A 23,460-nucleotide genomic window follows, 5' to 3' on the forward strand; every position below is an offset into this window, starting at 1 on the left:
TGCGCAGTGGTGTTACGATCACCGGCCCTACAGATCGTTTTTTTGATCGGTGGGGGAGCCTATGTCATTCGTAATAGCGACGCCCGAGGTTATCGCAGCAACGGCGAGCGAGCTGGCAAGTATGGGTGCGGCGCTTGACCAGGCCAATGCCATAGCGGCAGCGTCGACGACGAGGGTGCTGGCACTTGGCGCCGATGAGGTGTCTGCCGCGGTGGCGGGGTTGTTCTCGGAGCATGGCCAGGTGTTCCAAACGCTCAGTGCTGAGGCCGCGGGGTTCCACGACGAATTGGTCCATACCCTGGGTGCGACCGCAGGCTGGTATGCGACGGCGGAGGCAGCCAGCACGTCGCCGATGCAGGAACTGTTGGACGCAGTGAACGGGCCCACCATGGCTCTGGTCGGACGCCCGCTTATCGGCAACGGCGCCGACGGCGCACCGGGGACCGGGGAAAGCGGCGGCAACGGCGGCATTCTCATCGGTAATGGCGGTAACGGTGGCTCGGGCGGGCCCGGTCAGAACGGCGGCAACGGCGGCGCGGCGGGCCTATTGTGGGGCACCGCTGGGGCTGGCGGGGCCGGCGGATCGGCCATATCGGCTGGGGGTGTTAGCGGAAACGGCGGAGCGGGCGGCGCCGCCGGCCTATTCGGGACCGGAGGGGCCGGTGGCGCTGGCGCAACCAATGTGTTCGGCCCCGCTGGAGCAGGCGGCAACGGTGGAGCCGGCGGATTGCTCTTCGGCTCCGGCGGCGCCGGCGGCCCGGGTGGATTAGCCACAGGTTTGGCCACAGGTGCCGGTGGCGCTGGCGGCGCCGGCGGCAACGCCGGGTTGTTTGGCGTTGGCGGTATGGGTGGCGCAGGTGGAGATGCAGCGCTGGCCGGTGGCGCGGGCGGCGCGGGAGGCGCGGGCGGCGTCCTTTCTGGCAATGGTGGGATCGGCGGCGCCGGCGGACTCTCCACCGCAGATATCGGTGGTGCCGGCGGGGCAGGTGGCCACGCTGGCCTGTTCGGTATGGGCGGCGCCGGAGGGGGAGGCGGAGATTCCATGGCTGCGACCGGAAGCGGTGGAAGGGGCGGCGTTGGTGGCGCCGGCGGCTTGCTTTTCGGTGACGGTGGAAGCGGAGGCGCCGGCGGTAGTTCACAGGCGAACGGTGGCGGTGACGGTGGAAGCGGTGGCGCAGGCGGCGCCGCCGGCTGGCTGCTGGGTAACGGCGGGACAGGCGGTGCAGGCGGGCTTTCGCTTAGCAACACCGGCGGCGCGGGTGGTGCCGGGGGCGCCGGCGCTCTTCTTTTTGGTAATGGCGGGACGGGTGGAGTGGGCGGCCAATCGCTGTCCGAAGCAGGCGCTGGCGGCATCGGCGGCGAAGCTGGCATGTTCGGTTCAGGCGGCGCCGGCGGCCACGGCGGCGCCTCAGCTATCGGCATAGGCGGCGCTGGCGGTGCTGGCGGTGCGGCAAAATTCGTTGGGGCCGGTGGCCTGGGTGGTTTCGGAGGAGCCGGCGGCACCACGGGCGGTGCCGGCGGAACTGGTGGCCTTGGCGGCATGCTGTTCGGGGACGGCGGGGCCGGCGGCGGCGGCGGGACAGGCATTATGCAAGGCGGCGACGGCGGCTCAGGTGGCAACGCCGGCCTAACTGGCTCCGGTGGATCAGGCGGGGCTGGGGGCGACTCATTTGTAACCGGCCACCGTGGCGGCAACGGCGGCAAGGGCGGCAACGCCCAGCTGATCGGTAACGGTGGTAATGGCGGCAACGCCGGGATCGGAAACGCCGGTCCGGGTTCCGCGGGCATCGGTGGGACCGGCGGGAAATGGTTAGGACTCGACGGAACGCCCGGCTCCAGCTGAGCCATAGCCCACTATCCGTTAACCGGTGCCTCGCCGCAGCATGCAGGGGACGCAGCCACTTTTGCACGTCAGGGTGATCGTGTGTCCTAGGCACTGGGCCGGGTTCCCTCGCCGTCGGTCTTGCTGATCAGGGCCGCGTAGCCGACGAACGCGACCGGATGAGGCTGTTCACGATCGCAAAAACGTTATCGGCGCGTCGATGTCGCGGGTGCACGCCTCCCTGGTGGCCGCCGCGCGCTTTTCAGGACGTCGGCGAATCCTGGTTGGAAATGCGCCCGGTCCGCCGCTGAGGTCGCGCGCCCCTCGGGCAACGTCCGTCGATGAACAGCTCGGACTCAGTGTTATTCACAAAGTTCGGTCCTTTTCGCGTAATCGTCGATGGCGGCTGCACCAGTCGCCTTCTTCGGCGACTGTCCCGATGCAGAATTACGGACGTAAGCGACGCCGGTCTACGCGGAAGCGCGGGCGATGCCCCGAATACGCGGTCAATCGACGACGACCGTGCCCCTGGCGAACCGCGCTGTCACCACCTCAGCATCGGGGGAACCGGCCGCCGCGGGTGAGTGACCGCGTTGCCGGTCAAGCCGCGCGCCAAGAACGCATGGAAGCCGAGGTAAGGCAACTCCCGCACCACCCGTTTGACGAACGATCGGGGCAACGGATCGGTGAGCAGTCCGCGGCTGACGTCGATGCGGTCGGCGATGCGAAACGTCTCGCTCATCGGGTCGCCAACGGGGTGCAGACTGTGATGCTCGGCGATCATCGTCCGCTACAGCATGCAGGACACGCAGCCCTCAACCTCGGTGCCCTCGAGCGCCATCTGCCGCAGCCGGATGTAGTACAGCGTCTTGATGCCCTTGCGCCAGGCGTAAATCTGCGCCTTGTTCACGTCGCGCGTGGTGGCGGTGTCCTTGAAGAACAACGTCAGGCTCAACCCCTGGTCGACGTGCTGGGTGGCCGCGGCATACGTGTCGATGATCTTCTCGTAGCCGATCTCGTAGGCGTCCTGGTAGTACTCCAGGTTGTCGTTGGTCATGTACGGCGCCGGGTAGTAGACCCGCCCGATCTTGCCCTCCTTGCGGATCTCGACCTTCGACACGATCGGGTGGATCGAACTCGTCGAATGGTTGATGTAGGAGATCGACCCGGTGGGCGGCACCGCCTGCAGGTTCTGGTTGTAGATGCCGTGGGCCTGCACCGACTCCTTGAGCCGGCGCCAGTCGTCCTGGGTCGGGATGCGGATCTTTGCGTCGGCGAACAGCTTTCGGACCTTTTCGGTCTTGGGCTCCCACAGCTGCTCGGTGTACTTGTCGAAGAACTCCCCCGACGCGTACTTGGAGCGCTCGAAACCCTTGAAGTGCGTGCCGCGTTCGATCGCGATGCGGTTGGAGGCCCGCAGCGCGTGATACAGCACCGTGTAGAAGTAGATGTTGGTGAAGTCGATGCCTTCCTCGGAGCCGTAGAAGATGCCCTCGCGCGCCAGGTAGCCGTGCAGGTTCATCTGTCCCAGCCCGATGGCGTGGGAGTCGTTGTTGCCCTGCTCGATCGAGGGCACCGACCTGATGTGGGTCTGGTCGCTGACGGCGGTCAGCGCGCGGATGGCCACCTCGATGGTCTGGGCGAAGTCCGGCGAGTCCATCGCCTTGGCGATGTTGAGCGACCCGAGGTTGCACGAGATGTCCTTGCCCACTTTGGCATAGGACAGGTCGTCGTTGAACTCCGACGGCGTGGAGACCTGCAGGATCTCCGAGCACAGGTTCGAGTGCGTGATCTTGCCCTCGATCGGGTTGGCCCGGTTCACCGTGTCCTCGAACATGATGTAGGGGTAGCCGGACTCGAACTGCAGCTCGGCCAGCGTCTGGAAGAACTCGCGCGCCTTGATCTTCGTCTTGCGGATCCGCGCGTCGTCGAGCATCTCGTAGTACTTCTCGGTCACCGAGATGTCGGCGAACGGCACGCCGTACACCCGTTCCACGTCGTACGGCGAGAACAGGTACATGTCCTCGTTCTTCTTGGCCAGCTCGAAGGTGATGTCGGGGATCACCACGCCCAGGCTCAGCGTCTTGATCCGGATCTTCTCGTCGGCGTTCTCGCGCTTGGTGTCCAGGAAGCGGTAGATGTCGGGGTGATGGGCGTGCAGGTACACCGCGCCCGCGCCCTGCCGCGCGCCGAGCTGGTTGGCGTAGGAGAACGAGTCCTCCAGCAGCTTCATGATCGGGATGACGCCCGAGGACTGGTTCTCGATGTTCTTGATCGGCGCGCCGTGCTCGCGGATGTTGGAGAGCAGCAACGCAACTCCCCCGCCGCGTTTGGACAATTGCAGCGCGGAGTTGATCGACCGCCCGATCGACTCCATGTTGTCCTCGATACGAAGGAGAAAGCACGAGACCGGCTCACCGCGCTGCTTCTTGCCCGAGTTCAAAAACGTCGGCGTGGCCGGCTGGAACCGCCCGTCGATGATCTCGTCGACCAGCTTCTCGGCCAGCGCGGTGTCGCCCGCGGCCAAGGTGAGCGCCACCATGCACACCCGGTCCTCGAAGCGCTCCAGGTACCGCTCCCCGTCGAAGGTCTTCAGCGTGTAGGAGGTGTAGTACTTGAACGCGCCGAGGAACGTCGGGAACCGGAACTTCTTGGCGTAGGCGCGGTCCAGCAGCGACTTGACGAAGTTGCGCGAGTACTGGTCGAGAACCTCGCGCTCGTAATAGTTCTCGCGGATCAGGTAGTCGAGCTTCTCGTCGTAGTTGTGGAAGAAGACCGTGTTCTGGTTGACGTGCTGCAAAAAGTACTGGCGCGCCGCAAGGACGTCCTTGTCGAACTGAATCTTGCCGTCCGCGTCGTACAGATTCAGCATCGCGTTGAGCGCGTGGTAGTCCGTTTCGTCGGCCACCCCGTGCGCTCCGGCGGTTACAGGCTCTGCAGTGACGGTTGGTGGCACGTCTGTTCCTTCCAGAAGTCGGCTAGGCCCGCGCGGACGGCGTCCACGTCGTCCGGGGTTCCCATCAGTTCGAAGCGGTAGAGGTAGGGGACGCCGCACTTGCGGGAGATGACGTTGCCCGCGTAGGCAAACTCGGCGCCGAAGTTGTTGTTGCCCGCCGCGATGACGCCGCGGATCAACGACCGGTTGTGCTCGTCGTTCAAGAAGGCGATGACCTGCTTGGGGACGTAACCACCCGCGTTGAGGTCAGGGGTGGCGCGGCCGCCGCCGTAGGTCGGCAGGATCAAAACGTAGGGCTCGTCGACCTCGATGCGGCCGTGCAGCGGGATGCGCGTGGCGGGAACACCCAGCTTCTGCACGAAGCGGTGGGTGTTCTCCGACACCGACGAGAAATAGACCAGCGACGAACGCGAGCGCGGCGCAGCCGGGCGCGACGGGTCGCCGCTCGTCCAACCCGGGTTGCGTCCCGTGACGTCCATCGCAGCCCAACCGTCCTTACCTAACGTCTGTCCCGCCTATCGCCTAAGCGCTCAGCGCGGTCGCGACTGGCGGAGTGTCGATATTCGTTGGTGCTGTATTCATAGGTTTCCTCCTTTTTGGTGTGCATCTTCTGAGTCAGGTGCCGGTGACGAGTGCTACTAATTCGGCCGCTGGTATCGCAGCCATCATGTTGACCGCGAACGGCCAAACGATGTTGTTTACGACGTTCTTCCATTTGCTTTTGTCGGTGCTGTTTGCGGCGCCACGCACGACGGCACCAGCGAGACGTTCGAGTGCATCTTGGAGGCTGAAATCGCCAACAGTTGCGTAGTTGTCGGTGCACCAGCGGACGTGCGCGATGACGTCATTGATGTGAGCACGCAGTGGTGCCGGTATAGACGAATCACCCGCCAAGACGTCAGCGACGCTCTCGACGTAGCCGTTGATTCTGGCGATGCCATCGGCTTCCAGGGCGGGTACTACATCTTCCAAACGCTCCGCGAGCATTTCAAGTGTGTTGAGACTGGTTTGGTCGATGTTGGCGGTCCCCTGACCCTGCCAGCCGTTACCGAACGCGAAAACGATCTGATACCACGTGGGAAGGGCTTCGCGAGCGACCCGCATGTTACGGCCCTGGCTTTCCAACAGCCGTATGAGCTCTTCGATCTCTCTGAGATGAAGGATCGCCAACGTGTGGTCGTCCCAATTCTGTCCGTTGAGTCCGCGAGCCGTGGCGGCGTTAACATTCTGTGCACCACGCCAGCTGACAAATTTGGCGTGTAGCAACTGGGCTGGGTTAGACATGTGCGCCCTCTGTCTGTTGGGAGAGGCTTCCCTGGCGGATCGCGGTGTAGACGCCCCAGTCTCGTTGGGCGAATTTGGCCCAGCCGGCTGTGGTTGTGGCGTGCAGGCCAAGTTGCGTTGCGAGGACCGCGGCGGGAATGTCGTTGGCCAGGGCCAGTAGTGCGCGGTTGCGGCTGAGTCGCTCGGGTATGTCGGCGTCGGTGAGTTTTCTGCTCAGTGTTGCCGTGTGGATCGGCCTGCCGGGTTGCCCACCGGGGAATAGGTAGTGCTGCCCGGTGTGTGCGCGGGCCCGCCAGTTGTTGCGCGCGGCGTCGGCGAGTTCATTGACAAGGGCACCCACGGGTTCGGGCAGCTGCAGGGGATGGCGAGCCAGCTTGATCTGTGTGCTGCCAGCGCTGGTGGTGATGTCGCCGGTCGTGAGTCGTTGGATTTGGGTCAGCCGTGCACCGTAGAGCAGCACGAGAAGTCCAGCGACCCGGGTTAGCAGTTCCTCACCGCCGTCGCCGTGGAGGAGTCTGTCGATCCGGGCATGATGAGCGTCTTCACAGGCAATTTCACTGGGCAGGGCTCGGCGCAGCCGCGCGACGCTCAGATCGCTTGCCGTGACACCTCGCTGGGCGAGCCAGTGAATGAATCCGGTGATGTTGGAGCTTCGCTCAGCGTTACCCGCTGTCCAACCGTCGATCATCGCCTGTGTCAGATCGCTAGTCTGGATGTGTTGCTGGTCAAGGTGATTGAGCAGTCGTACTGCCGTGCGGATCCGTTCACGTCCAGAATTCGCGGCCCCGTCTGTGTAGCCGCGTCGCCGCGCGCGCCGACGGGCCGCACGGAGCACCGCCCACCGCGCATATGGCCCGATCAGCGTGGCTTGGTGGGCCGGTAAACCGGCGGTCAGCTCAGTGACCCACGTTTCGAACCGCTCGATGGGCTCATCACGTCGCGGCAGAATGTTCGCCTCGACGAGCATCGCGCGCGCCCAGTGGCGGGTGTTGGTCGGTGGGCATTGATCCAGGGTGGCGTGTGTCAACGGCTCTGGATCCGAAGCCAGGGTGTGCAGCACCGCTTCTGTAGCGGGCTTGCTCAGCCAGCGCAGCGTCGAGGCCGGCTGGCCTCGATCGGCTAGGACGGCGGGCAGCTGCTCGAGTTCGGGCCGGATCGATCCGTCGACGGTGATGAGTTCTCGGGTGGCCTGTGCCACCGAGCAGCGCAGGCACATACCGGCGTAGTGCTGCGGCCCGCTGTGGCCGCAATTGTGGCAGGCGTAGTCGATCGCCGCTCCCGAGCACGGTCCGCAGACCCGTGCTCCGGTCGCGTCCAGAGCGACAAGCACTTTGGTATCGCCGCAGCTTTCGCACGTCTGCGGGTGGGCGATGGTGCGTCGGTAGCAGGGCAGGCATACCGGACCCAGCGGCCACCGCGTGTGCACTGGCCGGTGATGGGTGCAGATCGCGCAGTGCTCATGAGGGGCCTGTGCGCAGCGGAAGCACAGATCGCGGGCTCCGTGCTGAGCGCGCACCGCGATGCGGCCGATAGCGCCGCACTTGCCGCAGGCACGGACCGGCGCCTGGTAGCAGCGCTGGCACAGCGGTCCTGCGTCGGTGAGTTTCTTGGCGTGGTCGGTGCGGCCGCAGCCCGCGCACACGTATTTGGGGCGAGCGCAGTTGCCGCACAGCGCCAGGCCCTCAGCGGTGCGTGTCGACGGGATGTGGGATCGGCCGCACATGCCGCACGTTTCTTGCCGTTCGGGGTCGTTCTGGTAGCAGCGGCTGCAGATCCCACCGGTCTTGGTGGCGGCGACTCGGTAGCGCAGTTGTCCGCACCGGTCGCAGATATGCCGGGTGTGCCGAGAGGCGCACCACCCGCAGCAGCGGGCGCCGTCAATGACACGGTCCAGCTTGGGGGTGACGTGCCCACATTGCGTGCACGGCACCGGTGTCACCGGGTAACCCGACTGCGCCAGCAGATACGCCACACGTGCGAACACATACGGGCAGTAGGGATTTGGTGTGGTCCAGGGGTCGTCCTGCTCGGCCAGATAGGCCGCCAGCGACTGCCGCGAACGCGGCTTGGCGGCGTCCGCACGCACCAACAGTGTCTCAAGCTCGCTATCGGCGATGGTGATACCGGCAGCGGCGAGACTGTCCGTGATCGCGGCGAGGGCCGTGGTGAGGGCGGCGGTCATCGCTGCTCCCCGGGCCGTCGAATCGTGGTGCGCCGCGCCGAGGACATCGCCGTGACAGTGTTATTCGACTGTCCTGCAGCTCTTCTCGCCGCAACCTCAGTGATCTTCGGCTCGATGAGATCGTTCGGGGTGCACTCCAAGATGTCGCATAATGCGACCAGGGTGTGCATGCTCAACCGTTGCGGCTGCCCAGCGACCAAACGGTAGGTCTGTTCACGCGACAAAGTGACACCGCGGTCAGCCAATTGCGGCTGTAGATCGGTAGTTGAAAACATGCCTTTCTCAGCCATTTTCGTACGCAGATGCCACGCGTAATCCATCTGCTTCATCGCGGTCGCCGATCGAAGTGACGGCCATAACGCGACTGCATCGACTGGCTGATCAGTCGATTACGGTACTCGTTGGTCACGCCAACATAGACAGCTGTCGTGGAGGAGAACGAATGTCCGACTTGCTCCTGGATGAACCGCTCCGGATAGTCGAACTCCACCAGATGCGTCACGTACGAGTGGCGCAGTGAGTGCAGATCAAGGGTTGGATCGATGCCGGCCTCATCACGTACCGTCGTAAACGCCACATTGAGCATCCGCAAGCCGATTCGGGTGCCGCGCTCAGTTAGCCACAACGCCGCACTGGTGCCCGTCGGAAACAGCGGGCGCACCTCGGACAGATAGTGGTCGAGAACATCAACGATCCAGCCCATCTCCGGAACCGTGAGCACGGTGCGCCGCTTGGCCGCTCCGCCCCGCGACGCCTTGCCATAACGGACCGACAACGCACCGAACCGACCGAACTCATCCATCTTCGAATTCCGGCGCAGATCAACAACATCGGAGTGCGCCACCTCACGGCGCCGCAACCCGTAGGCGTAGCAGAACTTCAGCATCGCCGCGTCCCGAAGCGCCGTCAGAGCCCCCTTGCGGCCCCGTGAGCGAATCAATCCAACACGGGCATCGGCGGCATCAAACAGTGCCTGAACCTCGTCATAGGTCAGCGGACGCCGAGCCGGATCACCCTCGTACTCCCCGACATGAATGATCGAGTTGTCCTCGTGGAAAACCTGCTGCGGGACCTGACCGAACTGCTGCGTACACTCAGCGACCCAGCCGTAGCGCTGATCCAGCAGATACTCGCAAAACATTCGGATGTCGATCTCGTAGTTACGCGCCGTCGACACCCGCAGCGGAGACGGACCCGAGCGCAACGCACTAATCCAGGCCTCACCCTCAGCCGGCGTCCACTGCCACGGGTACAGCCCGGAGAACTCCACGAATCGCCGCACCAACCGAAGCCGGGGCACGATCGTGGCGTCCCGAAGAAACCGCGCCCGCTGCTGGCTTTCCCAGCCCTGCACCATCGCCTCGAGGACAGCCTGCTCAGGATCAAGATGAACAACACTGGACGCCAACACCCGTCGGGCCACGCCCTGAGAATCACTAGTCACGACGCCTGTTGTAACAGATGCATCATTGATGCATGAGGATTTCAGGCGGTGCTGACCATCGGCGATTCGCGTCGAGGTCTCACCCCCCGACACCTGAGCTGCTACAACAGACAACATTGCTAGCCAACCAATGTTGCATCAGATGACAATATTGCTCCATTGGCGAGCGCCTTGATGCGGTCGGGCCGGAAGCCCGACCAGTGCTCGTTGCCGGCCACCACCACGGGGGCCTGCAGGTAGCCCAGCGCCATCACGTAGTCGCGCGACTCGGAGTCCACGGTGATGTCGACCTTCTCGTAGTCCAGGCCTTGCTTGTCCAGAGCCTTGAACGTCGCGCTGCACTGCACGCAAGCCGGCTTGGTGTACACGGTGATGCTCATGATGCCGCTCCTTTACGGAAGGTGAACGTACGGGGACTGGCAACTGCTGGGGGTACTACGTCTGCGCTAAGTTCAGCGGTCGGTCGAGGCCCCAGACTCCCGTCCTGCGGCCGTCGGGTCGAACGACCTGGCGGGCCGATTCCGGGAGGCTCCCCAAGCCCGGCTGGCTTGGCGATCCTGGGTTCTGCCGACCCTCGAAACACTACACCTAGTGGCTGACAAGATCTCGAGATACAACATCTTCTGAATAACAATTCTGAAATTCCCTGGTCGTAAGGCCTGTCGCGAAGAAACTCCGACACGCGCCCGGCGTGTCGCAGATCACAGAACGGCCCGACGACATCCATGGGCGCCGGTATACCAGCGGCCACCGACAACGCCGGCGCGCGGCGCTCGCCCACCCGCCGCTAGCAAAGCCGCCAGCAAAGCTGGCGGCTTTGGCTATTCGCTTGTCGCAACGACGCTGCCCGGCGGGGGCGCCCTTGTGGGCTCCCCCCGATCGAAGGCAGATTCAGCCGACTTCGGCGGCCAGTTTGCCCACGACGTCGCGCACGTTCTCCGACAGCTCGGGGTGCTCGGCCGGGGCGTTGCCCTCCAGGGTCGTGAACTGCACCGAGAGCTTGATCGACTCGACCACGCGGGCGCCCGCGATCCCGAAGGACTTGCGGGTCTCGTCGTGCGCCCACACCCCGCCGTAGCGCCCGAATCCGCCGCCGATGACCGCCAACGGCTTGCCCTTCAGCGCGCCGTCGCCGTACGGGCGGGACAGCCAGTCGATCGCGTTCTTGACGACGGCCGGGATGCTGCCGTTGTACTCGGGCGTGACCACCAGCGCGGCATCCGCGTCGGCCGCCGCGCCGCGCAGCGCGGCCACCGGGGCCAGCGGCGGGGCGCTCGCGTTCATCGCCTCGTCGATGTCCTCGTTGTAGAACGGCACCTTGTCGAGCCCTTCGAAGATCGTGACGCTGACGCCGTCCGGCGCCACGGCCGCCGCGAGCTCGGCGATCTGACGGTTGATCGACGCCGCGCGCAGGCTGCCCACGAGCGCCAAGATCTTGATCTCTGCCAATGTCCCGTTTTCCCTTCCATTGTTGAAGTACATCCTCGCACGCCCAACCGGACCATAGTCCAGTTTATTCCTTTCGCGCTAAAGTGCATGAGTGAACGGTGTCGGGCGGCTGGGTGAGTTGCCGGTGTCGGTTGCCCAGGAGCGGGGGGACGCGGCGCGCAACCGGGCCCGGCTGCTGCAGGCCGCCCGGGACTTGGTGGCCGAGCGCGGCGCGGACGCCGTCACCATGGACGACGTCGCGGCGGCCGCCGGCGTCGGCAAGGGCACGCTGTTCCGCCGGTTCGGCAGCCGGGCCGGCCTGATGATGGTTTTGCTCGACGAGGACGAGCGGGCCAGCCAGCAGGCGTTCCTGTTCGGCCCGCCGCCGCTGGGCCCCGATGCGCCTCCGGTGGAGCGGCTGGTGGCGTTCGGCCGGGAGCGGATCCGCTTCGTGCACACGCACCACGAGCTGCTGTCGGAGGCGAGCCGCGATCCGCAGATGCGCTACGCGCCGCCGGCCACCGTGCTGCGCACGCACGTGCGGGTGCTGCTGTCCTCGGCGGGCACCACCGGCAACCTCGAGTCTCAGACCGACGCCCTGCTGGCCCTGCTCGACGCGGACTACGTGGAGCACAAGCTGAACAACGGCGGGCACACCCTGGAGACGTTAGGGGACGCGTGGGAGAGCCTGGCGCGCAAGCTGTGCGGGCGGTGACCGGCTGGGTCCTGCACGTCGACCTCGACCAGTTCCTGGCGTCGGTCGAGCTGCGCCGCCACCCCGACCTCGTCGGGCTGCCGGTCATCGTCGGGGGCAGCGGCGACCCGACCGAACCGCGCAAGGTGGTCACCTGCGCCTCGTACGAGGCGCGCGAGTTCGGCGTGCAGGCGGGCATGCCGCTGCGCACCGCCGCCCGCCGCTGCCCCGGGGCCACGTTTCTCCCGTCGGATCCCGCCGCCTACGACGCGGCGTCCGAGGAGGTGATGGCGCTGCTGCGCGACCTGGGCCACCCCGTCGAGGTGTGGGGCTGGGACGAGGCCTACGTCGGGCTCGACGCCGGGCGGGATCCCACCGAACTCGCCGAGCAGATCCGGGCGGTCATCTCGTCGCAGACCGGGCTGTCGTGCTCGGTCGGCATCAGCGACAACAAGCAGCGGGCCAAGGTCGCCACCGGCTTCGCGAAACCGGCCGGCATCTTCACACTCACCGACGCGAACTGGATGACGCTGATGGCCGACCGCCCGGTCGACGCGCTGTGGGGCGTGGGCCCGAAGACGGCGAAAAAGCTTGCCGCCCTTGAGATCACGACGGTGCGCCAGCTCGCCCACAGCGACGCGGAGCTGCTGACGGCCACCTTCGGCCCGCGCACCGGGCTGTGGCTGTTGTTGCTGGCCAAGGGCGGCGGCGACACGCAGGTCAGCGCCGAACCCTGGGTTCCGCGATCGCGCAGCCACGTCGTCACCTTTCCGCGCGACCTCACCGAGCGAGCCGAAATGGATTCGGCGGTAACGCAATTGGCGCGGCAGGCGCTTGACGACGTGCTGGCGGCGGGCCGGGTCGTCGCCCGCGTGGCGGTCACGGTGCGCACCGCGACGTTCTACACGCGCACCAAGATCCGCAAGCTCGAAAAGCCCACCACCGACGCCGATACCGTCACCGCCGCCGCCCTGCGAGTGCTGGACCTGTTCGAGCTAAACCGCCCGGTTCGGTTACTCGGCGTGCGACTCGAGTTGGTGATGCCGCGGTAGGGGCGGCGGGGCCGGCCGCAGGGCGCGCGTGAAGACCACGTTCACCTGGCGCATCGCCACGCTGTAGGGCCACCACGCGAGCCGCTTGAACGCGTAGAGCGCCCGGATGTCGGCGGAGGTGTAGATCAGGTAGCGGTTCTTGGCGACGCCGGCGAGGATCTTCTCGGCCGCCCGCTCCGGCGACACGGCGTGCCCGCTGAAGCGGTCCACCCACCGCGCGACCCTGGGGTCCTCCCGGTCCACGCCGGCGATCTCGACCGTGTTCACCAGCGGGGTGCGCACCGCGCCCGGCACCACGACCGACACGCCGATGCGGTGCCGGGCCAGGTCGAAGCGCAGCACCTCGGAAAGGCCGCGCAGGCCGAACTTGCTGGCGCTGTAGGCGGCGTGCCACGGCAACGCGACCAGCCCGGCCGCCGAGGACACGTTGACCAGGTGCCCGCCGCGCCCGGCCGCCACCATCGCCGGCACGAACGTCTCGATGACGTGGATCGGGCCCATCAGGTTGATCGCGACCATCTTGGTCCACTGTTCGTGGGTCAGCCGGTCGACGGTGCCCCAGGCCGAGACGCCGGCGATGTTCAGCACCACGTCCATGCTCTGGTGTTCGGCGTGGATGTCGGCGGCGAACGCCGCCACCTGCTGGTAGTCGGCGACGTCCAGCGCCCGGTGCCGGGGCACCCGCGCGCCCAGCGCGCGGGCGTCGGCCACGGTGGCTTCGAGCCCGTCGGCGTTGCGGTCGGTCAGATACAACTCGGCGCCCCGCGCCGCGAGCCGCAGGGCCGTGGCGCGGCCGATGCCGCTGGCCGCCCCGGTGACCAGACACCGCTTTCCCGCGAAATACCGCTCAGCTGCCTTCCGGGCCATGTGCGTGACGATACCGGCGCTACCGGCGACCGCCGCCCCAGAGCGAGTTCAGCCACAGCTGCTCGAGCACCCGCACGCGGCGCTCCACGTCATCGTCGCGGCCGGTGACCAGCGGGTCGCCGGTCAACACCAGCGACGTGGTGCCGGCCAGCGTGCGGACCAGGGTCGGGATGTCGTCGCTGATCGGGTCGGCGGTCCCGGCCGCCATCTCCGCCTCGACGACGGCGGTGATCTGGCGCAGCACCACGTCGAACTGCTGCTCGAGGATGTCGCGGATCTCGGCGTCGGTCATGCGGGCGGCGTTGCACGCCGTCAGGACGGGGTCGTTGTGGGCGTAGACGGCGGCGGCGCTGCGGACCATCCGCTTGGCGAACTGCTCCGGCGACTCTTCCGGCCCGCGCGGGGCGAAGTACTGCGTCAGCTCCTCGAGCTCTTCGGCGGCCTCGGCCATGATCTGGGCGAGCACCGCGTACTTGGAGTCGAAGTAGAAGTAGAAGCCCGACCGAGCCACCCCGGCCCGCTGGCTGATGGTGCTGACCGACAGCTCGGCGAACGGCTTTTCCTGCAGCAGCTCGCGCACCGCGGCCATGATGGCCTGCCGGTGCTTGTCGCCACGCCGACGCGCGGGTTCGCCCGGCTCGGGGGTGACGGCGCCGCTGCTCACGTCTCGACCATGCACCACGCCGCCAAAAAAGCAAACTTGACAGCCGTCAACTTTTTCCCGAAGGATGGTTGGAAAGTGACCGCTGTCACCTCCGTCTTGTGCCGCAAAGGAGCGTTCATGGCCGCCACCATCAGCACCCCTCACTACCTGCTCGACCAGGCGCGGCGCCGGTTGACCCCGTCGATCAACAACTTCCCCGGCATGGGCCTGGTGGAGCGCAGGCTGCTCAACACCACGTTCCCCGAACACAAGCTCGCCGACCCGCCGCCGGGCAGCGGGCTCAAGCCGGTTCTCGGCGACGCCGGGCTCCCCGTCATCGGGCACATCATCGAGATGCTGCGCGGCGGACCGGATTACCTGCTGTTTTTGTATCGCACCAAGGGCCCGGTCGTGTTCGGGGATTCGCCCGTGCTGCCGGGGGTCGCGGCGCTGGGTCCCGACGCCGCGCAGGTCATCTACTCCAACCGCAACAAGGACTACTCGCAGCAGGGCTGGGTCCCGGTGATCGGGCCGTTCTTTCACCGCGGACTGATGCTGCTGGACTTCGAGGAGCACATGTTCCACCGGCGGATCATGCAGGAGGCCTTCGTCCGCTCCCGCCTGGTGTCCTACGTCGAGCAGATGGACAAGGTGGTCTCCCAGGTGGTCGCCAACGACTGGGTGGTCAACGACGCCCGCTTCCTCCTCTATCCGGCGATGAAGGAGCTCACCCTCGACATCGCCTCGATGGTGTTCATGGGCCACGAACCCGGCACCGACCGCGAACTGGTGACCAAGGTGAACAAGGCGTTCGCGATCACCACCCGCGCCGGCAACGCGATCATCCGCACCAGCGTCCCGCCGTTCACGTGGTGGCGCGGCCTCAAGGCGCGCGAGCTGCTGGAGAACTACTTCCGCGCGCGGGTCGCCGAACAGCGCGGCAAGAACGGCGACGACCTGCTGTCGGTGTTGTGCCAGACCGAGGACGAGGACGGCAACAAGTTCTCCGACGAGGACATCGTCAACCACATGATCTTTTTGATGATGGCCGCCCACGACACGTCGACGTCGACCGCGACCACGATGGCCTATCACCTTGCCGCGCACCCGGAGTGGCAAGAACGCTGCCGCGACGAATCGGACCGCCTGATCGGCGACGGGCCGCTCGACATCGACTCGCTGGAGAAGCTCGAGTCACTGGATTTGGTGATGAACGAGTCGATCCGGCTGGTGACGCCCGTGCAGTGGGCCATGCGTCAGACGGTGCGTGACACCGACCTGCTGGGCTACTACATCCCCAAGGGCACCAACGTCATTGCCTATCCCGGCATGAATCATCGACTGCCCGAACTGTGGACGGACCCGCTGAAATTCGATCCGGAACGGTTCACCGAGCCCCGCAACGAGCACAAGCGCCACCGCTACGCGTTCACGCCGTTCGGCGGCGGCGCGCACAAGTGCATCGGCATGGTGTTCGGGCAGTTGGAGATCAAGACGATCCTGCACCGCCTGCTGCGCCGGTATCGGCTCGAACTGCCCCGCCCGGGATACCACGCCGAGTGGGACTACGGCGGCATGCCGGTGCCCAAGGACGGCATGCCGATCCTGTTGCGCCCGCTCTAGTCACGCCATCAGCCGGTTGGCGCAGGCGATCACCGCGCGCAGCGCGGACTGCGTCGGGTCCTGCGCCCAGCCCATCGCCCACTGCGCGCGAATTCCGTTGCTGCCGTGGATGAACGTGGCGGTGACGTCGCCGGACCGCATCTGGTGGAACCGCAACATCTCCACGGTGATCCCCCGGTCGTGCAGCATCGTGGTGAGGGCGGCGATCGGGCCGCTGGCCGCCGCGGTCGAGGTGCTGATGTGGTCGCCGACGGCGATCATCGCCCGGAAGTTGCGCGGTTGCGGGCCGAGCCGGGCGGCGGGTCGCTCGCCGTCGGTGCACGCCCAGTGCCCGAGGCGCAGCGGGCCGGCGGTGGGACCGTAGGCGGCGACGAAGCTTTCCCAGGACATGGCGCCGGCCTCTTCGCGCAGGCCCCGGGGCAGCGGGGCCTCGAAGTGGCGGCCGGACCATTCGGAATCCGGACAAGAAAGTGGCTGAGAAATGGGCTGAGAAAAAGGCATAGCGTCGGTCTTCTCTGATCGAGTTCGGCGACCGACGGCAGTAGCGTCCGACCCGCAGCGGGGGGTCGGTCTGGATCAGACCCCGCTGCGGGTACTGGCTACTACTGCCTTGAAGGCGCGTTGAAAAAGACGCACGAGCGCGAGGGTAGACGCCCCGGCCCCGACCACGCAAATTCATTTCGTCGGGCGGAGCGAGTGGCCACGCCCTTTGGCCTCAGCGCGATCCCGCGGTCGGCTACCATCACCGGGCAGGGGGCTCGTCGCGCGCCGCGATGTGTTGTTCGCCCCTCGGGTACGCAGTCACGGACGAGAGGCAGGACTCATGCACAACGGCAAACCCGGCACCCTCGCGCGTCGTGTCCTGTTGGCGGCGGTGTTCTCGGCGTTCGCGATCGCCGCGGCGAGCTGCATGCAGCAGCCCGGGGCACAGAACCCCGCCCCCGCCCCGCCGACGATTTCGCAGCAGAACTCGAGGTAACGCGCGGCTACCCGTTCGGTCCGGGCGACGGGTCGAACCGAAGGTAGGCCTGGATCGTCGTGCCGGTCGGCGTCGTGTGCGTGCGCACCAGATCCGAGATGGCGTTGACCAGAAACAGGCCGCGGCTGGCCGGGCCGTCCGGGCCGGGGTCCAGGCGTCCCACCAGCCGGTCGTCCAGCCGACCGGTGTCGCGGGCCTCGCAGACCAGGTAGCCTTCGTCGCGCCAGAAGGCCAGGCGGCACGCGCCGTCGGTGTACATCAGGCTGTTGCTGGCCAGCTCGGTCGCGACCAACTGCAGGTCCTCGATGCCGTCCTGGGACAGCCCCACCCGCCCGGCGTAGTCGACGGCGAACGACCGGGCCGGGCGCAGGTCGGACGACTCGCGGACCGTGTACGTGGCGGCTCCCGGCTTGACCGCAAGCGGCTGGTTACAGCGCTTCAGGGCGTCCTCGGGGGCGTACTCGGCGCTTGGCTGCAGCTCTCCGCAGTTCCACAGCACGGGATGGGTCGCCCGGGCACCCGCCAGCACAGGCTCGTCCAGCCGGCCGGCGTCATAGAGGCACAGCCCGGTGGCCTGGTGCCCCTCGAGGGCCCCGTTGACCAGCGCCTCGTGCTCGATGCACGCGACGAACTCGTCGGCGGTGCGCCCGGGCCAGGCCAGCTGGCTCACGATCCGCACCCGCCGATCGGGGTGTTCGCCGGCGAACGATCCCTCGACGGCCATGAACCGGCTCGGGTTGCGTCCCACGTCGGCGATGTCGGCCAGCCGCAGCCCCTGCGGAAGGCCGCCGCCGGAGCCGGGAAGCGCTTGGAATGCGTCGCGCAGCACCGCCAGTTTGTCGCCAGGCACCGCGACCAGCACCGCCTCGTCGCCGGCCAAACCGTCGAGCACGAAGCGCACCACGGCGTCGAGGCACTCCTGCTGCGAGCGATACAGGAGGGCGGAGTGAACGAAAGCGCGTTGCTGGGTTTCCGTTTCCCCCAAACCTCCTGTCATTCCCACACTCTCGCTTTCGATCACTGGTGCCAACCCGTGGCCCAACCGTCAAACACTCCCCATCCCCATACCCCCGCGGGCCCTTCGGTATACGCACGAAAAGGTCACACCGAGGGCGGCGCGTCGTCACAGCCACCAGGAGGCCGCGGCGTCCAGGTGCCGGCGCAGGCGGTAGCGGGCGAGGCTGTCGTCGCCGGCCTGCATCGCCTGCAGGATCCGCAGGTGGGCGTGCTCGACGGCCACGACGTCAGCCCAGGTGGGCGGCGGTTGCCCGGTGCTCGACCAGTTGCGGCGGAACAACTCGACGATGATGCGAAGGAACAGCTCGAGCAGCGCGTTGCCGCCGAGCTGCGCCAGGCCGAAGTGGAACCGGAACTCCTCGGCCGCTGCCTGGCCGACATCGCCGGCGGCGTCCCGACGGCTCCCGTGCAGCGCCGACCGGTGGGCCGCCAAAAAGGCGGCCACCTCGGGGTCGGCGCGCCGCTTGACGGCTTTGGCGACGTTGTCGATCTCGATGGCGTCGCGGACGCGGCGCAGGTCGTCGCGGGTCGGCTTGCGGTACTGCAGGTATAGGGCGATGGTGTCGATGCTGGCCTGGGCGCGGGGCGTGGTGACGATCAGCCCGCCGCCGGGTCCGCGGCGCATCTGGGCCACCGAGTGGTATTCGAGAAGCCGCACCGCTTCCCGGAACACCGCGCGGCTCACCCGGTACCGCTCGAGGAGCGCCGTCTCGGTCCCGAAGACCGACCCCACCCGCCAGCCGTCGGCGGCGATCTCGTCGCCGATGGTGGCCGCGAGGCTTTCGGCAAGTTTGCCGCGGGGCGCCTCCGTGCCCGGCGGCCCTGGCCCGCGGGCCAGGCCGCCCCGGTGATGCCGTTGCAGCCAGGCGGTCACGGCTTCGACGTGGCGCTCGGTGAGCGTCTTGGCCCGCGCGGCGTCCCCCGCGGTCACGGCCGCGGCGATTGCGGCGTGGGCGCCGTGCAGCTGATCGACGGTCTCGATGGCCTCGGTCGCCGAGTCGGTTTGCGACCGCAGGGCATAACGGGTGGTGAGCCGCATCAAGATGTCGACGAACAGTTGCAGCACGGGGCTTTTCGACCGCTCCGCCAGCGCGATGTGGAACTCGTCGGGCGGCGCCGGTCCGCCGGGCCGCCACTGCTCCTCGGCGCGCAACACCGCCCGCAGCCGGCGGATGCCCGCCTCGTCCATCCGCTCGGCGGCCAGCGCGGCCGCCAGGGGCTCGAGCACCAAGCGCGCGTTGAGCAGGTCCTCCAGCGTCGTGCCGAGGTACTCGAGGTAGATCACCATGGCGCGGGTGGCCGGACCGGCATCCGGCTCGCAGATCAGCAGGCCCCCGCCCGGGCCCCGGCGCATCCGCGCGACCTGGTGGTGCTCGACGAGGCGAACGGCCTCCCGCAGCACCGATCGGCTCACGCCATAGCGTTGTTGCAGCGACTGTTCGGAGCCCAGCGATTCCCCGACGGCCCAGCCGCGGCGCACGATGTCCGCCTCGATCCGCCGGGCAACCTTCGAGGCCAGTTTGTTCGCCGCGCCGGTATCCGGGTCGGAGCTCAATGACGCTCTCCCACAAGCTATCTCAGCACGTCAACAACATGCATCCGGCGACCGGGCCGCCGCCCACCGACACCACGCCCACCTCCGGCCGTTTCGACACCTGGCGATCGCCGGCCTCGCCGCGCAACTGCAGGCAGCCCTCGTGCAGCGCCCAGTAACCGTGCATGCGCCCGGCCGACAGTTGGCCGCCGTAGGTGTTCAGCGGCAGCTGGCCGTCGCGGGCGATCCGCGCGCCGCCCTCGACGAAAGGGCCGCCCTCGCCGTCGCCGCAGATCCCCAGCGCCTCGAGCCAGGCGAGGGTGAGATAGGTGAAACCGTCGTACAGTTCGGCCACTTCCAAATCGGCCGGCGTCAACTGGGTGCGCGACCACATCTGCGCCGCCGCGTCCGACATGGCCATCTTGGGGTAGTCGTCGCGGTGGAACCAGCCACCCGCGCCGTCGGACCCGCCGATCGCCTCCACCGCCACCGCCCGGTGCGGGCAGTCGGGGCCGTAGTCCGCGTACGAAACCACCACCGCGATCGAGCCGTCGACGGGGACGTCGCAGTCGAGCAACCCGAACGGCGTCGACACCAACCGCGCGGCCAGGTAGTCGGCCATGGTCATCGGGTCGCGGTACACCGCAAGGGGATTCAGCGCGGCATTGCGCCTGCCGTTGAGCGCCAGCCAGCCCAGCTGTTCCTTGGTGGTCCCGTACAGCTCCATGTGGCGTCGGCAGTTCAGCGCCAGCCAGTTGGCGGCCGAATAGGCGTGGGCCGCAACGAGATCGTTGACATCGTCCATGGCGCCGACGGCCGGCTTGGGCTCGCCTTCGGGGGTTTCGAACATGCGGGCCAGCGGTGGGGCGGGGGCGTTCTCTTGCGGTTTGACCGGCACCGTGCCGCCCAGCATCTGGATCGTGCGGTAGACGACCACATGGCGCGCGCGGCGCTCGGCGACCGCCCGGCACGCCGACATCACCGGGCTGAGCAGGCCACCCGTGCCGAATCCGGCCCCGCAGTCCGCGGCGTCGATCCCCAGCGCGGCGTTGACCTCCTGGGCCGGTGTGTCGCCGAGGGTCGCGATCCCGTCGACGTCACCCGCGCGCAGGCCGGCGTCGTCGATGGCGGCCCGCACCGCCTCCATGGTCAATTCGGGCCCCGGGATGCCGGTGCGACGGCCGATCCGCGAGATGCCGATCCCCGACAGGATCGCTTCTTTTTCGAAATACGCCATGCGCACCACCTTGACCGAGACCCGAACAGATTCGCCGCCCGCATCCGAATCAATAGAGTGTACTGTATTGGTCGTGTCAGGCGAGCCGACGTCTCAGCTGCTCATCTCGCATTGCGAGGCCTGCGCCCGCTGGGTCCATCCGGCGGCCGGCGAATGCCGCGACTGCGGCGGGAGGCTGGTGGCGCGGCCGGTGTCCGGGCGCGGCACGGTGTTCACCTACACCGTCAACCACCACCCCTACAACCCCGACGTCCCCACCCCGTACGTGATCGCCATCGTCGAGCTCGCCGAGCAGAGCGGGCTGCGGGTTGCCGCCAATATCGTTGGCTGCGAACCGGATTCGGTGACCTGCGGGATGCCCGTGATCATCCAGCCGGAACGGGGCAGCGCCGGAGCGCCGCTGTTCGCCCCGGCGTGACGCCCCCGCCCCCTAGGCCGCGAGCGTGCACAGAATGCCGGGCCTTACCGGTGTGTCGCGTACCAACACGCACGCTCGCCGGATGAGGGCGGCCTAGTTGATCAGCGGGTCGCGCGGCATCCCGAGGATCCGCTCGGCGATCTGGTTGCGGGTCACCTCCGAGGTCCCGCCGGCGATCGCCATGCCGCGGGCGCCCATGATCAGCCGGCCCGCCGCGGCGCCGGGCCCGTCGACCAGCGCGACCTCGGGCCCGGTCAGGGCGGCCATGATCGCGGCTCCCTCCACCATGTGCTCGGCCAGCTTCAGCTTGGTCACGTTGCCTTCCGGCCCGGGACCGGCGCCCTCCACGCTGCGGGCGACCCGCCGCAGGTTGAGCAGCCGCAGCGCGGTCTCGTTGGCCAGGTAGGTCCCGACCCGGACGTCCACGCCCGCCAGGCGATCCGCGTGCCGCTGGGCCAGCTCGACCAGCGCGGTCGCCAACCCCTCGTAGAACGACCCGCTGCCACCGATGCTGACCCGCTCGTTGCCCAGCGTCGCGCGCGCGACGGTCCACCCGGCGTTGGGCGCCCCGACGACGTCCTCGTCGGGGACGAACAGGTCGTTGAAAAACACCTCGTTGAAGTCCGAGCCGCCGGTGATCTGCCGCAGCGGCCGCACCTGGACCTCGGGCGCCTTCATGTCGACGATCACCGTCGTGATGCCCGCGTGCTTGGGCGCATCCGGGTCGGTGCGCACGGTGGCCAGGCCGCGCGCGCAGTAGTGCGCCCCGCTGGTCCAGACCTTCTGGCCGTTGATCTTCCAGCCGCCGTCGACCCGCGTGGCCCGGGTCCTGATCGACGCGGCGTCCGATCCGGCCTCGGGCTCGGAGAACAGCTGGCACCAGATCTCTTCCTTGCGCAGCGCCTTCTCGACGAACCTTTCGATCTGCCAAGGGGTTCCGTGCTGGATCAGGGTGAGGATCACCCATCCGGTGATGCCGTAGTCCGGGCGCTTGATGCCGGCCGCGCGGAACTCCTCCTCGATCACCAGCTGTTCCACCGCATCGGCCGCGAGACCCCACGGCTTGGGCCAGTGCGGCATCACGTAGCCGGTGGCGATCAGCCTGTCGCGCTGCGCCTCAGGGTCCAACGCGGCGATCTGGGCGGCGTCGGCGCGGATCCGGGTGCGCAGCTCTTCGGCCTCGGGCGGCAGGTCCAGGCTGTTTTCCCGGACGGCGCCGGCCGCGGTGCGGGAGAACACGTCCCGCGCCGGCGCATCGCCGCCGAACAGGGCCGCGGTGACCAGCGCCCGGCGCAGATGCAGGTGCGCGTCGTGTTCCCAGGTGAAGCCGATGCCGCCGTGCACCTGGATGTTGAGTTCGGCGTTGCGCGCGTACGCGGGGAAGGCCAGCGCGGCCGCGGCGGCGGCGGCCAGGCGGAACTGCGCCTCGTCCTCGGAGGAGTCCTCGGCCGCCGCGCGCGAGGCGTCCCACACCGCGGCGGTCGCCGACTCGGCCGCCACCAGCATGTTCGCGCAATGGTGCTTGACGGCCTGGAACGTGGCGATGGCGCGACCGAACTGCTGGCGCACCTTGGCGTAGGCGACGGCGGCCTCGACGCAGTCCGACGCCCCGCCCACCGCCTCGGCGGCCAGCAACGTGCGGGCCCGGGCCAGGGCCGATTCCCGCGCCCCGGGCAGCACGTCGCCGGGCGTGACGCCGACGTTGTCGAGCCGCACCCGCCCGGAGCGCCGCGTCGGGTCCAGGTTTTCGGGCACCTCCACCGAGACGCCCTGACGGCCGCGCTCCAGCACCAGCACGTCGTCGCCGGCCGCGATCAGCAGCAGCTCGGCCAGCCCCGCCCCCAGCACGATTCCGGCGTCGCCGGCGGCGACGCCGTCGGCGACCCGCACCCGGCCGTCCAGCCCGATTCCGGCCGTGGTGGTCCCGTCGATCAGGCCGGGCAGCAGCCGCGACTTTTGTTCGGCGGCACCGTTTTTGGCGATCACCGCCGACGCGATCACGGTCGGGACGAACGGCCCGGGGGCTACCGCCCGGCCGAGCTCCTCGATCACCACCACGAGCTCGGGCAGCCCGTAACCCGAGCCGCCGTGCTCCTCGTCGATGTGCAGGCCGAGCCAGCCGAGCTCCACGAGGTTCTGCCAGAACGGCGGCCGGGGTTCGTCGGTCGCGTCCAGCAGCGAGCGCGCCGCCCAGCGCGCCTTCTGCGCGGTCAGGAATGAGCGGGCCACTTCGGCGAGTTCGCGGTGGTCGTCGGTCAGTGCGATACCCATGCGGGCCTC

22 protein-coding genes are annotated in these 23,460 nt (G+C 67.8%); 6 read left to right on the forward strand and 16 right to left on the reverse strand.

All coding sequences use genetic code 11. From position 1 onward, the window contains the following. Positions 1-61: 61 nt before the first annotated feature. Positions 62-1,843: a PE family protein gene (locus tag AWC19_RS06925; RefSeq protein ID WP_085077319.1), complete on the forward strand. Its 1,782-nt coding sequence runs from the start codon at positions 62-64 to the stop codon at positions 1,841-1,843. A gap of 523 nt (positions 1,844-2,366) precedes the next feature. On the opposite strand, the gene AWC19_RS06930 is transcribed toward AWC19_RS06925, so the two are convergent. From AWC19_RS06930 to AWC19_RS06975, 9 genes are all read right to left on the reverse strand, one after another. Next, positions 2,367-2,564 (reverse strand): hypothetical protein, encoded by a 198-nt coding sequence (locus AWC19_RS06930; protein WP_142281034.1) that lies wholly within the window; start codon positions 2,562-2,564, stop codon positions 2,367-2,369. Positions 2,565-2,612: 48 nt separating this feature from the next. After that, on the reverse strand, positions 2,613-4,778 hold the full coding sequence (gene nrdE, locus AWC19_RS06935) for a class 1b ribonucleoside-diphosphate reductase subunit alpha (protein WP_085077321.1): 2,166 nt from the start codon (positions 4,776-4,778) through the stop codon (positions 2,613-2,615). Beyond that, the gene (gene nrdI / locus AWC19_RS06940) at positions 4,748-5,257 is read right to left on the reverse strand and encodes a class Ib ribonucleoside-diphosphate reductase assembly flavoprotein NrdI (protein WP_245848780.1); all 510 of its coding nucleotides are present in this window, start codon (positions 5,255-5,257) and stop codon (positions 4,748-4,750) included. Before nrdI ends, nrdE begins: the two co-directional genes overlap by 31 nt. 136 nt (positions 5,258-5,393) lie before the next feature. Continuing rightward, positions 5,394-6,062, reverse strand: coding sequence for a hypothetical protein (locus tag AWC19_RS06945; protein WP_142281035.1), 669 nt, complete (start codon positions 6,060-6,062; stop codon positions 5,394-5,396). Further along, a complete protein-coding gene (locus tag AWC19_RS06950) occupies positions 6,055-8,244 on the reverse strand; it encodes a hypothetical protein (RefSeq protein WP_085077323.1) in 2,190 nt (729 codons plus the stop codon). Before AWC19_RS06950 ends, AWC19_RS06945 begins: the two co-directional genes overlap by 8 nt. Continuing rightward, a complete protein-coding gene (locus AWC19_RS06955) occupies positions 8,241-8,573 on the reverse strand; it encodes a helix-turn-helix domain-containing protein (protein WP_085077324.1) in 333 nt (110 codons plus the stop codon). Before AWC19_RS06955 ends, AWC19_RS06950 begins: the two co-directional genes overlap by 4 nt. After that, on the reverse strand, positions 8,570-9,655 hold the full coding sequence (locus AWC19_RS06960; protein ID WP_211284866.1) for a tyrosine-type recombinase/integrase: 1,086 nt from the start codon (positions 9,653-9,655) through the stop codon (positions 8,570-8,572). The genes AWC19_RS06955 and AWC19_RS06960 overlap by 4 nt, the downstream gene beginning before the upstream one ends. Before the next feature lie 152 nt (positions 9,656-9,807). Further along, positions 9,808-10,068: a redoxin NrdH gene (locus AWC19_RS06965; RefSeq protein ID WP_085077326.1), complete on the reverse strand. Its 261-nt coding sequence runs from the start codon at positions 10,066-10,068 to the stop codon at positions 9,808-9,810. A gap of 511 nt (positions 10,069-10,579) precedes the next feature. Next, entirely contained in the window at positions 10,580-11,170 is a 591-nt protein-coding gene (locus AWC19_RS06975; protein ID WP_085077327.1) for an NAD(P)H-dependent oxidoreductase, read from the reverse strand. 58 nt (positions 11,171-11,228) lie between these two features. On the opposite strand from AWC19_RS06975, the gene AWC19_RS06980 reads away from it, so the two are divergent. Both AWC19_RS06980 and AWC19_RS06985 read left to right on the forward strand, forming a co-directional pair. After that, positions 11,229-11,831, forward strand: a complete 603-nt coding sequence (locus AWC19_RS06980; RefSeq protein WP_085077328.1) for a TetR/AcrR family transcriptional regulator — start codon at positions 11,229-11,231, stop codon at positions 11,829-11,831. Continuing rightward, positions 11,819-12,862, forward strand: a complete 1,044-nt coding sequence (locus tag AWC19_RS06985; RefSeq protein WP_211284867.1) for a DNA polymerase IV — start codon at positions 11,819-11,821, stop codon at positions 12,860-12,862. The genes AWC19_RS06980 and AWC19_RS06985 overlap by 13 nt, the downstream gene beginning before the upstream one ends. Here AWC19_RS06985 and AWC19_RS06990 read toward each other — a convergent pair. Beyond that, positions 12,824-13,729: an SDR family oxidoreductase gene (locus tag AWC19_RS06990; protein ID WP_085077329.1), complete on the reverse strand. Its 906-nt coding sequence runs from the start codon at positions 13,727-13,729 to the stop codon at positions 12,824-12,826. The genes AWC19_RS06985 and AWC19_RS06990 overlap by 39 nt on opposite strands. Positions 13,730-13,748: 19 nt before the next feature. Continuing rightward, the gene (locus AWC19_RS06995; RefSeq protein WP_142281043.1) at positions 13,749-14,318 is read right to left on the reverse strand and encodes a TetR/AcrR family transcriptional regulator; all 570 of its coding nucleotides are present in this window, start codon (positions 14,316-14,318) and stop codon (positions 13,749-13,751) included. Between the two features lie 192 nt (positions 14,319-14,510). On the opposite strand from AWC19_RS06995, the gene AWC19_RS07000 reads away from it, so the two are divergent. Beyond that, positions 14,511-15,995 carry a cytochrome P450 gene (locus AWC19_RS07000; protein ID WP_085077331.1) on the forward strand — a complete coding sequence of 495 codons (1,485 nt, stop codon included), beginning with the start codon at positions 14,511-14,513 and terminating at the stop codon, positions 15,993-15,995. Here the strand turns inward: AWC19_RS07000 and AWC19_RS07005 are convergent, their stop codons facing one another. Next, positions 15,996-16,496, reverse strand: a complete 501-nt coding sequence (locus tag AWC19_RS07005) for a 2-isopropylmalate synthase (protein ID WP_085077332.1) — start codon at positions 16,494-16,496, stop codon at positions 15,996-15,998. Between the two features lie 322 nt (positions 16,497-16,818). Here AWC19_RS07005 and AWC19_RS29590 point away from each other — a divergent pair, with 322 nt between their 5' ends. Further along, positions 16,819-16,974 (forward strand): hypothetical protein, encoded by a 156-nt coding sequence (locus AWC19_RS29590; RefSeq protein ID WP_158090841.1) that lies wholly within the window; start codon positions 16,819-16,821, stop codon positions 16,972-16,974. A 7-nt stretch (positions 16,975-16,981) separates the two neighbouring features. On the opposite strand, the gene AWC19_RS07010 is transcribed toward AWC19_RS29590, so the two are convergent. From AWC19_RS07010 to AWC19_RS07020, 3 genes are all read right to left on the reverse strand, one after another. Then, entirely contained in the window at positions 16,982-17,995 is a 1,014-nt protein-coding gene (locus AWC19_RS07010) for a sensor histidine kinase (protein WP_142281036.1), read from the reverse strand. A 102-nt stretch (positions 17,996-18,097) separates the two neighbouring features. Continuing rightward, positions 18,098-19,546, reverse strand: coding sequence for a FadR/GntR family transcriptional regulator (locus AWC19_RS07015; protein ID WP_085077334.1), 1,449 nt, complete (start codon positions 19,544-19,546; stop codon positions 18,098-18,100). A gap of 22 nt (positions 19,547-19,568) precedes the next feature. Next, complete coding sequence (locus AWC19_RS07020) at positions 19,569-20,762, reverse strand: thiolase family protein (protein WP_085077335.1); 1,194 nt, start codon at positions 20,760-20,762, stop codon at positions 19,569-19,571. A 73-nt stretch (positions 20,763-20,835) separates the two neighbouring features. Here AWC19_RS07020 and AWC19_RS07025 point away from each other — a divergent pair, with 73 nt between their 5' ends. Next, positions 20,836-21,180 carry a Zn-ribbon domain-containing OB-fold protein gene (locus tag AWC19_RS07025; RefSeq protein WP_245848784.1) on the forward strand — a complete coding sequence of 115 codons (345 nt, stop codon included), beginning with the start codon at positions 20,836-20,838 and terminating at the stop codon, positions 21,178-21,180. Positions 21,181-21,273: 93 nt separating this feature from the next. Here AWC19_RS07025 and AWC19_RS07030 read toward each other — a convergent pair whose 3' ends face one another. Continuing rightward, positions 21,274-23,451 (reverse strand): acyl-CoA dehydrogenase family protein, encoded by a 2,178-nt coding sequence (locus AWC19_RS07030; RefSeq protein ID WP_085077337.1) that lies wholly within the window; start codon positions 23,449-23,451, stop codon positions 21,274-21,276. Between the last annotated feature and the right edge of the window lie 9 nt (positions 23,452-23,460).

Source organism: Mycobacterium palustre, from assembly GCF_002101785.1.
Classification (GTDB): Bacteria; Actinomycetota; Actinomycetes; order Mycobacteriales; family Mycobacteriaceae; genus Mycobacterium; species Mycobacterium palustre.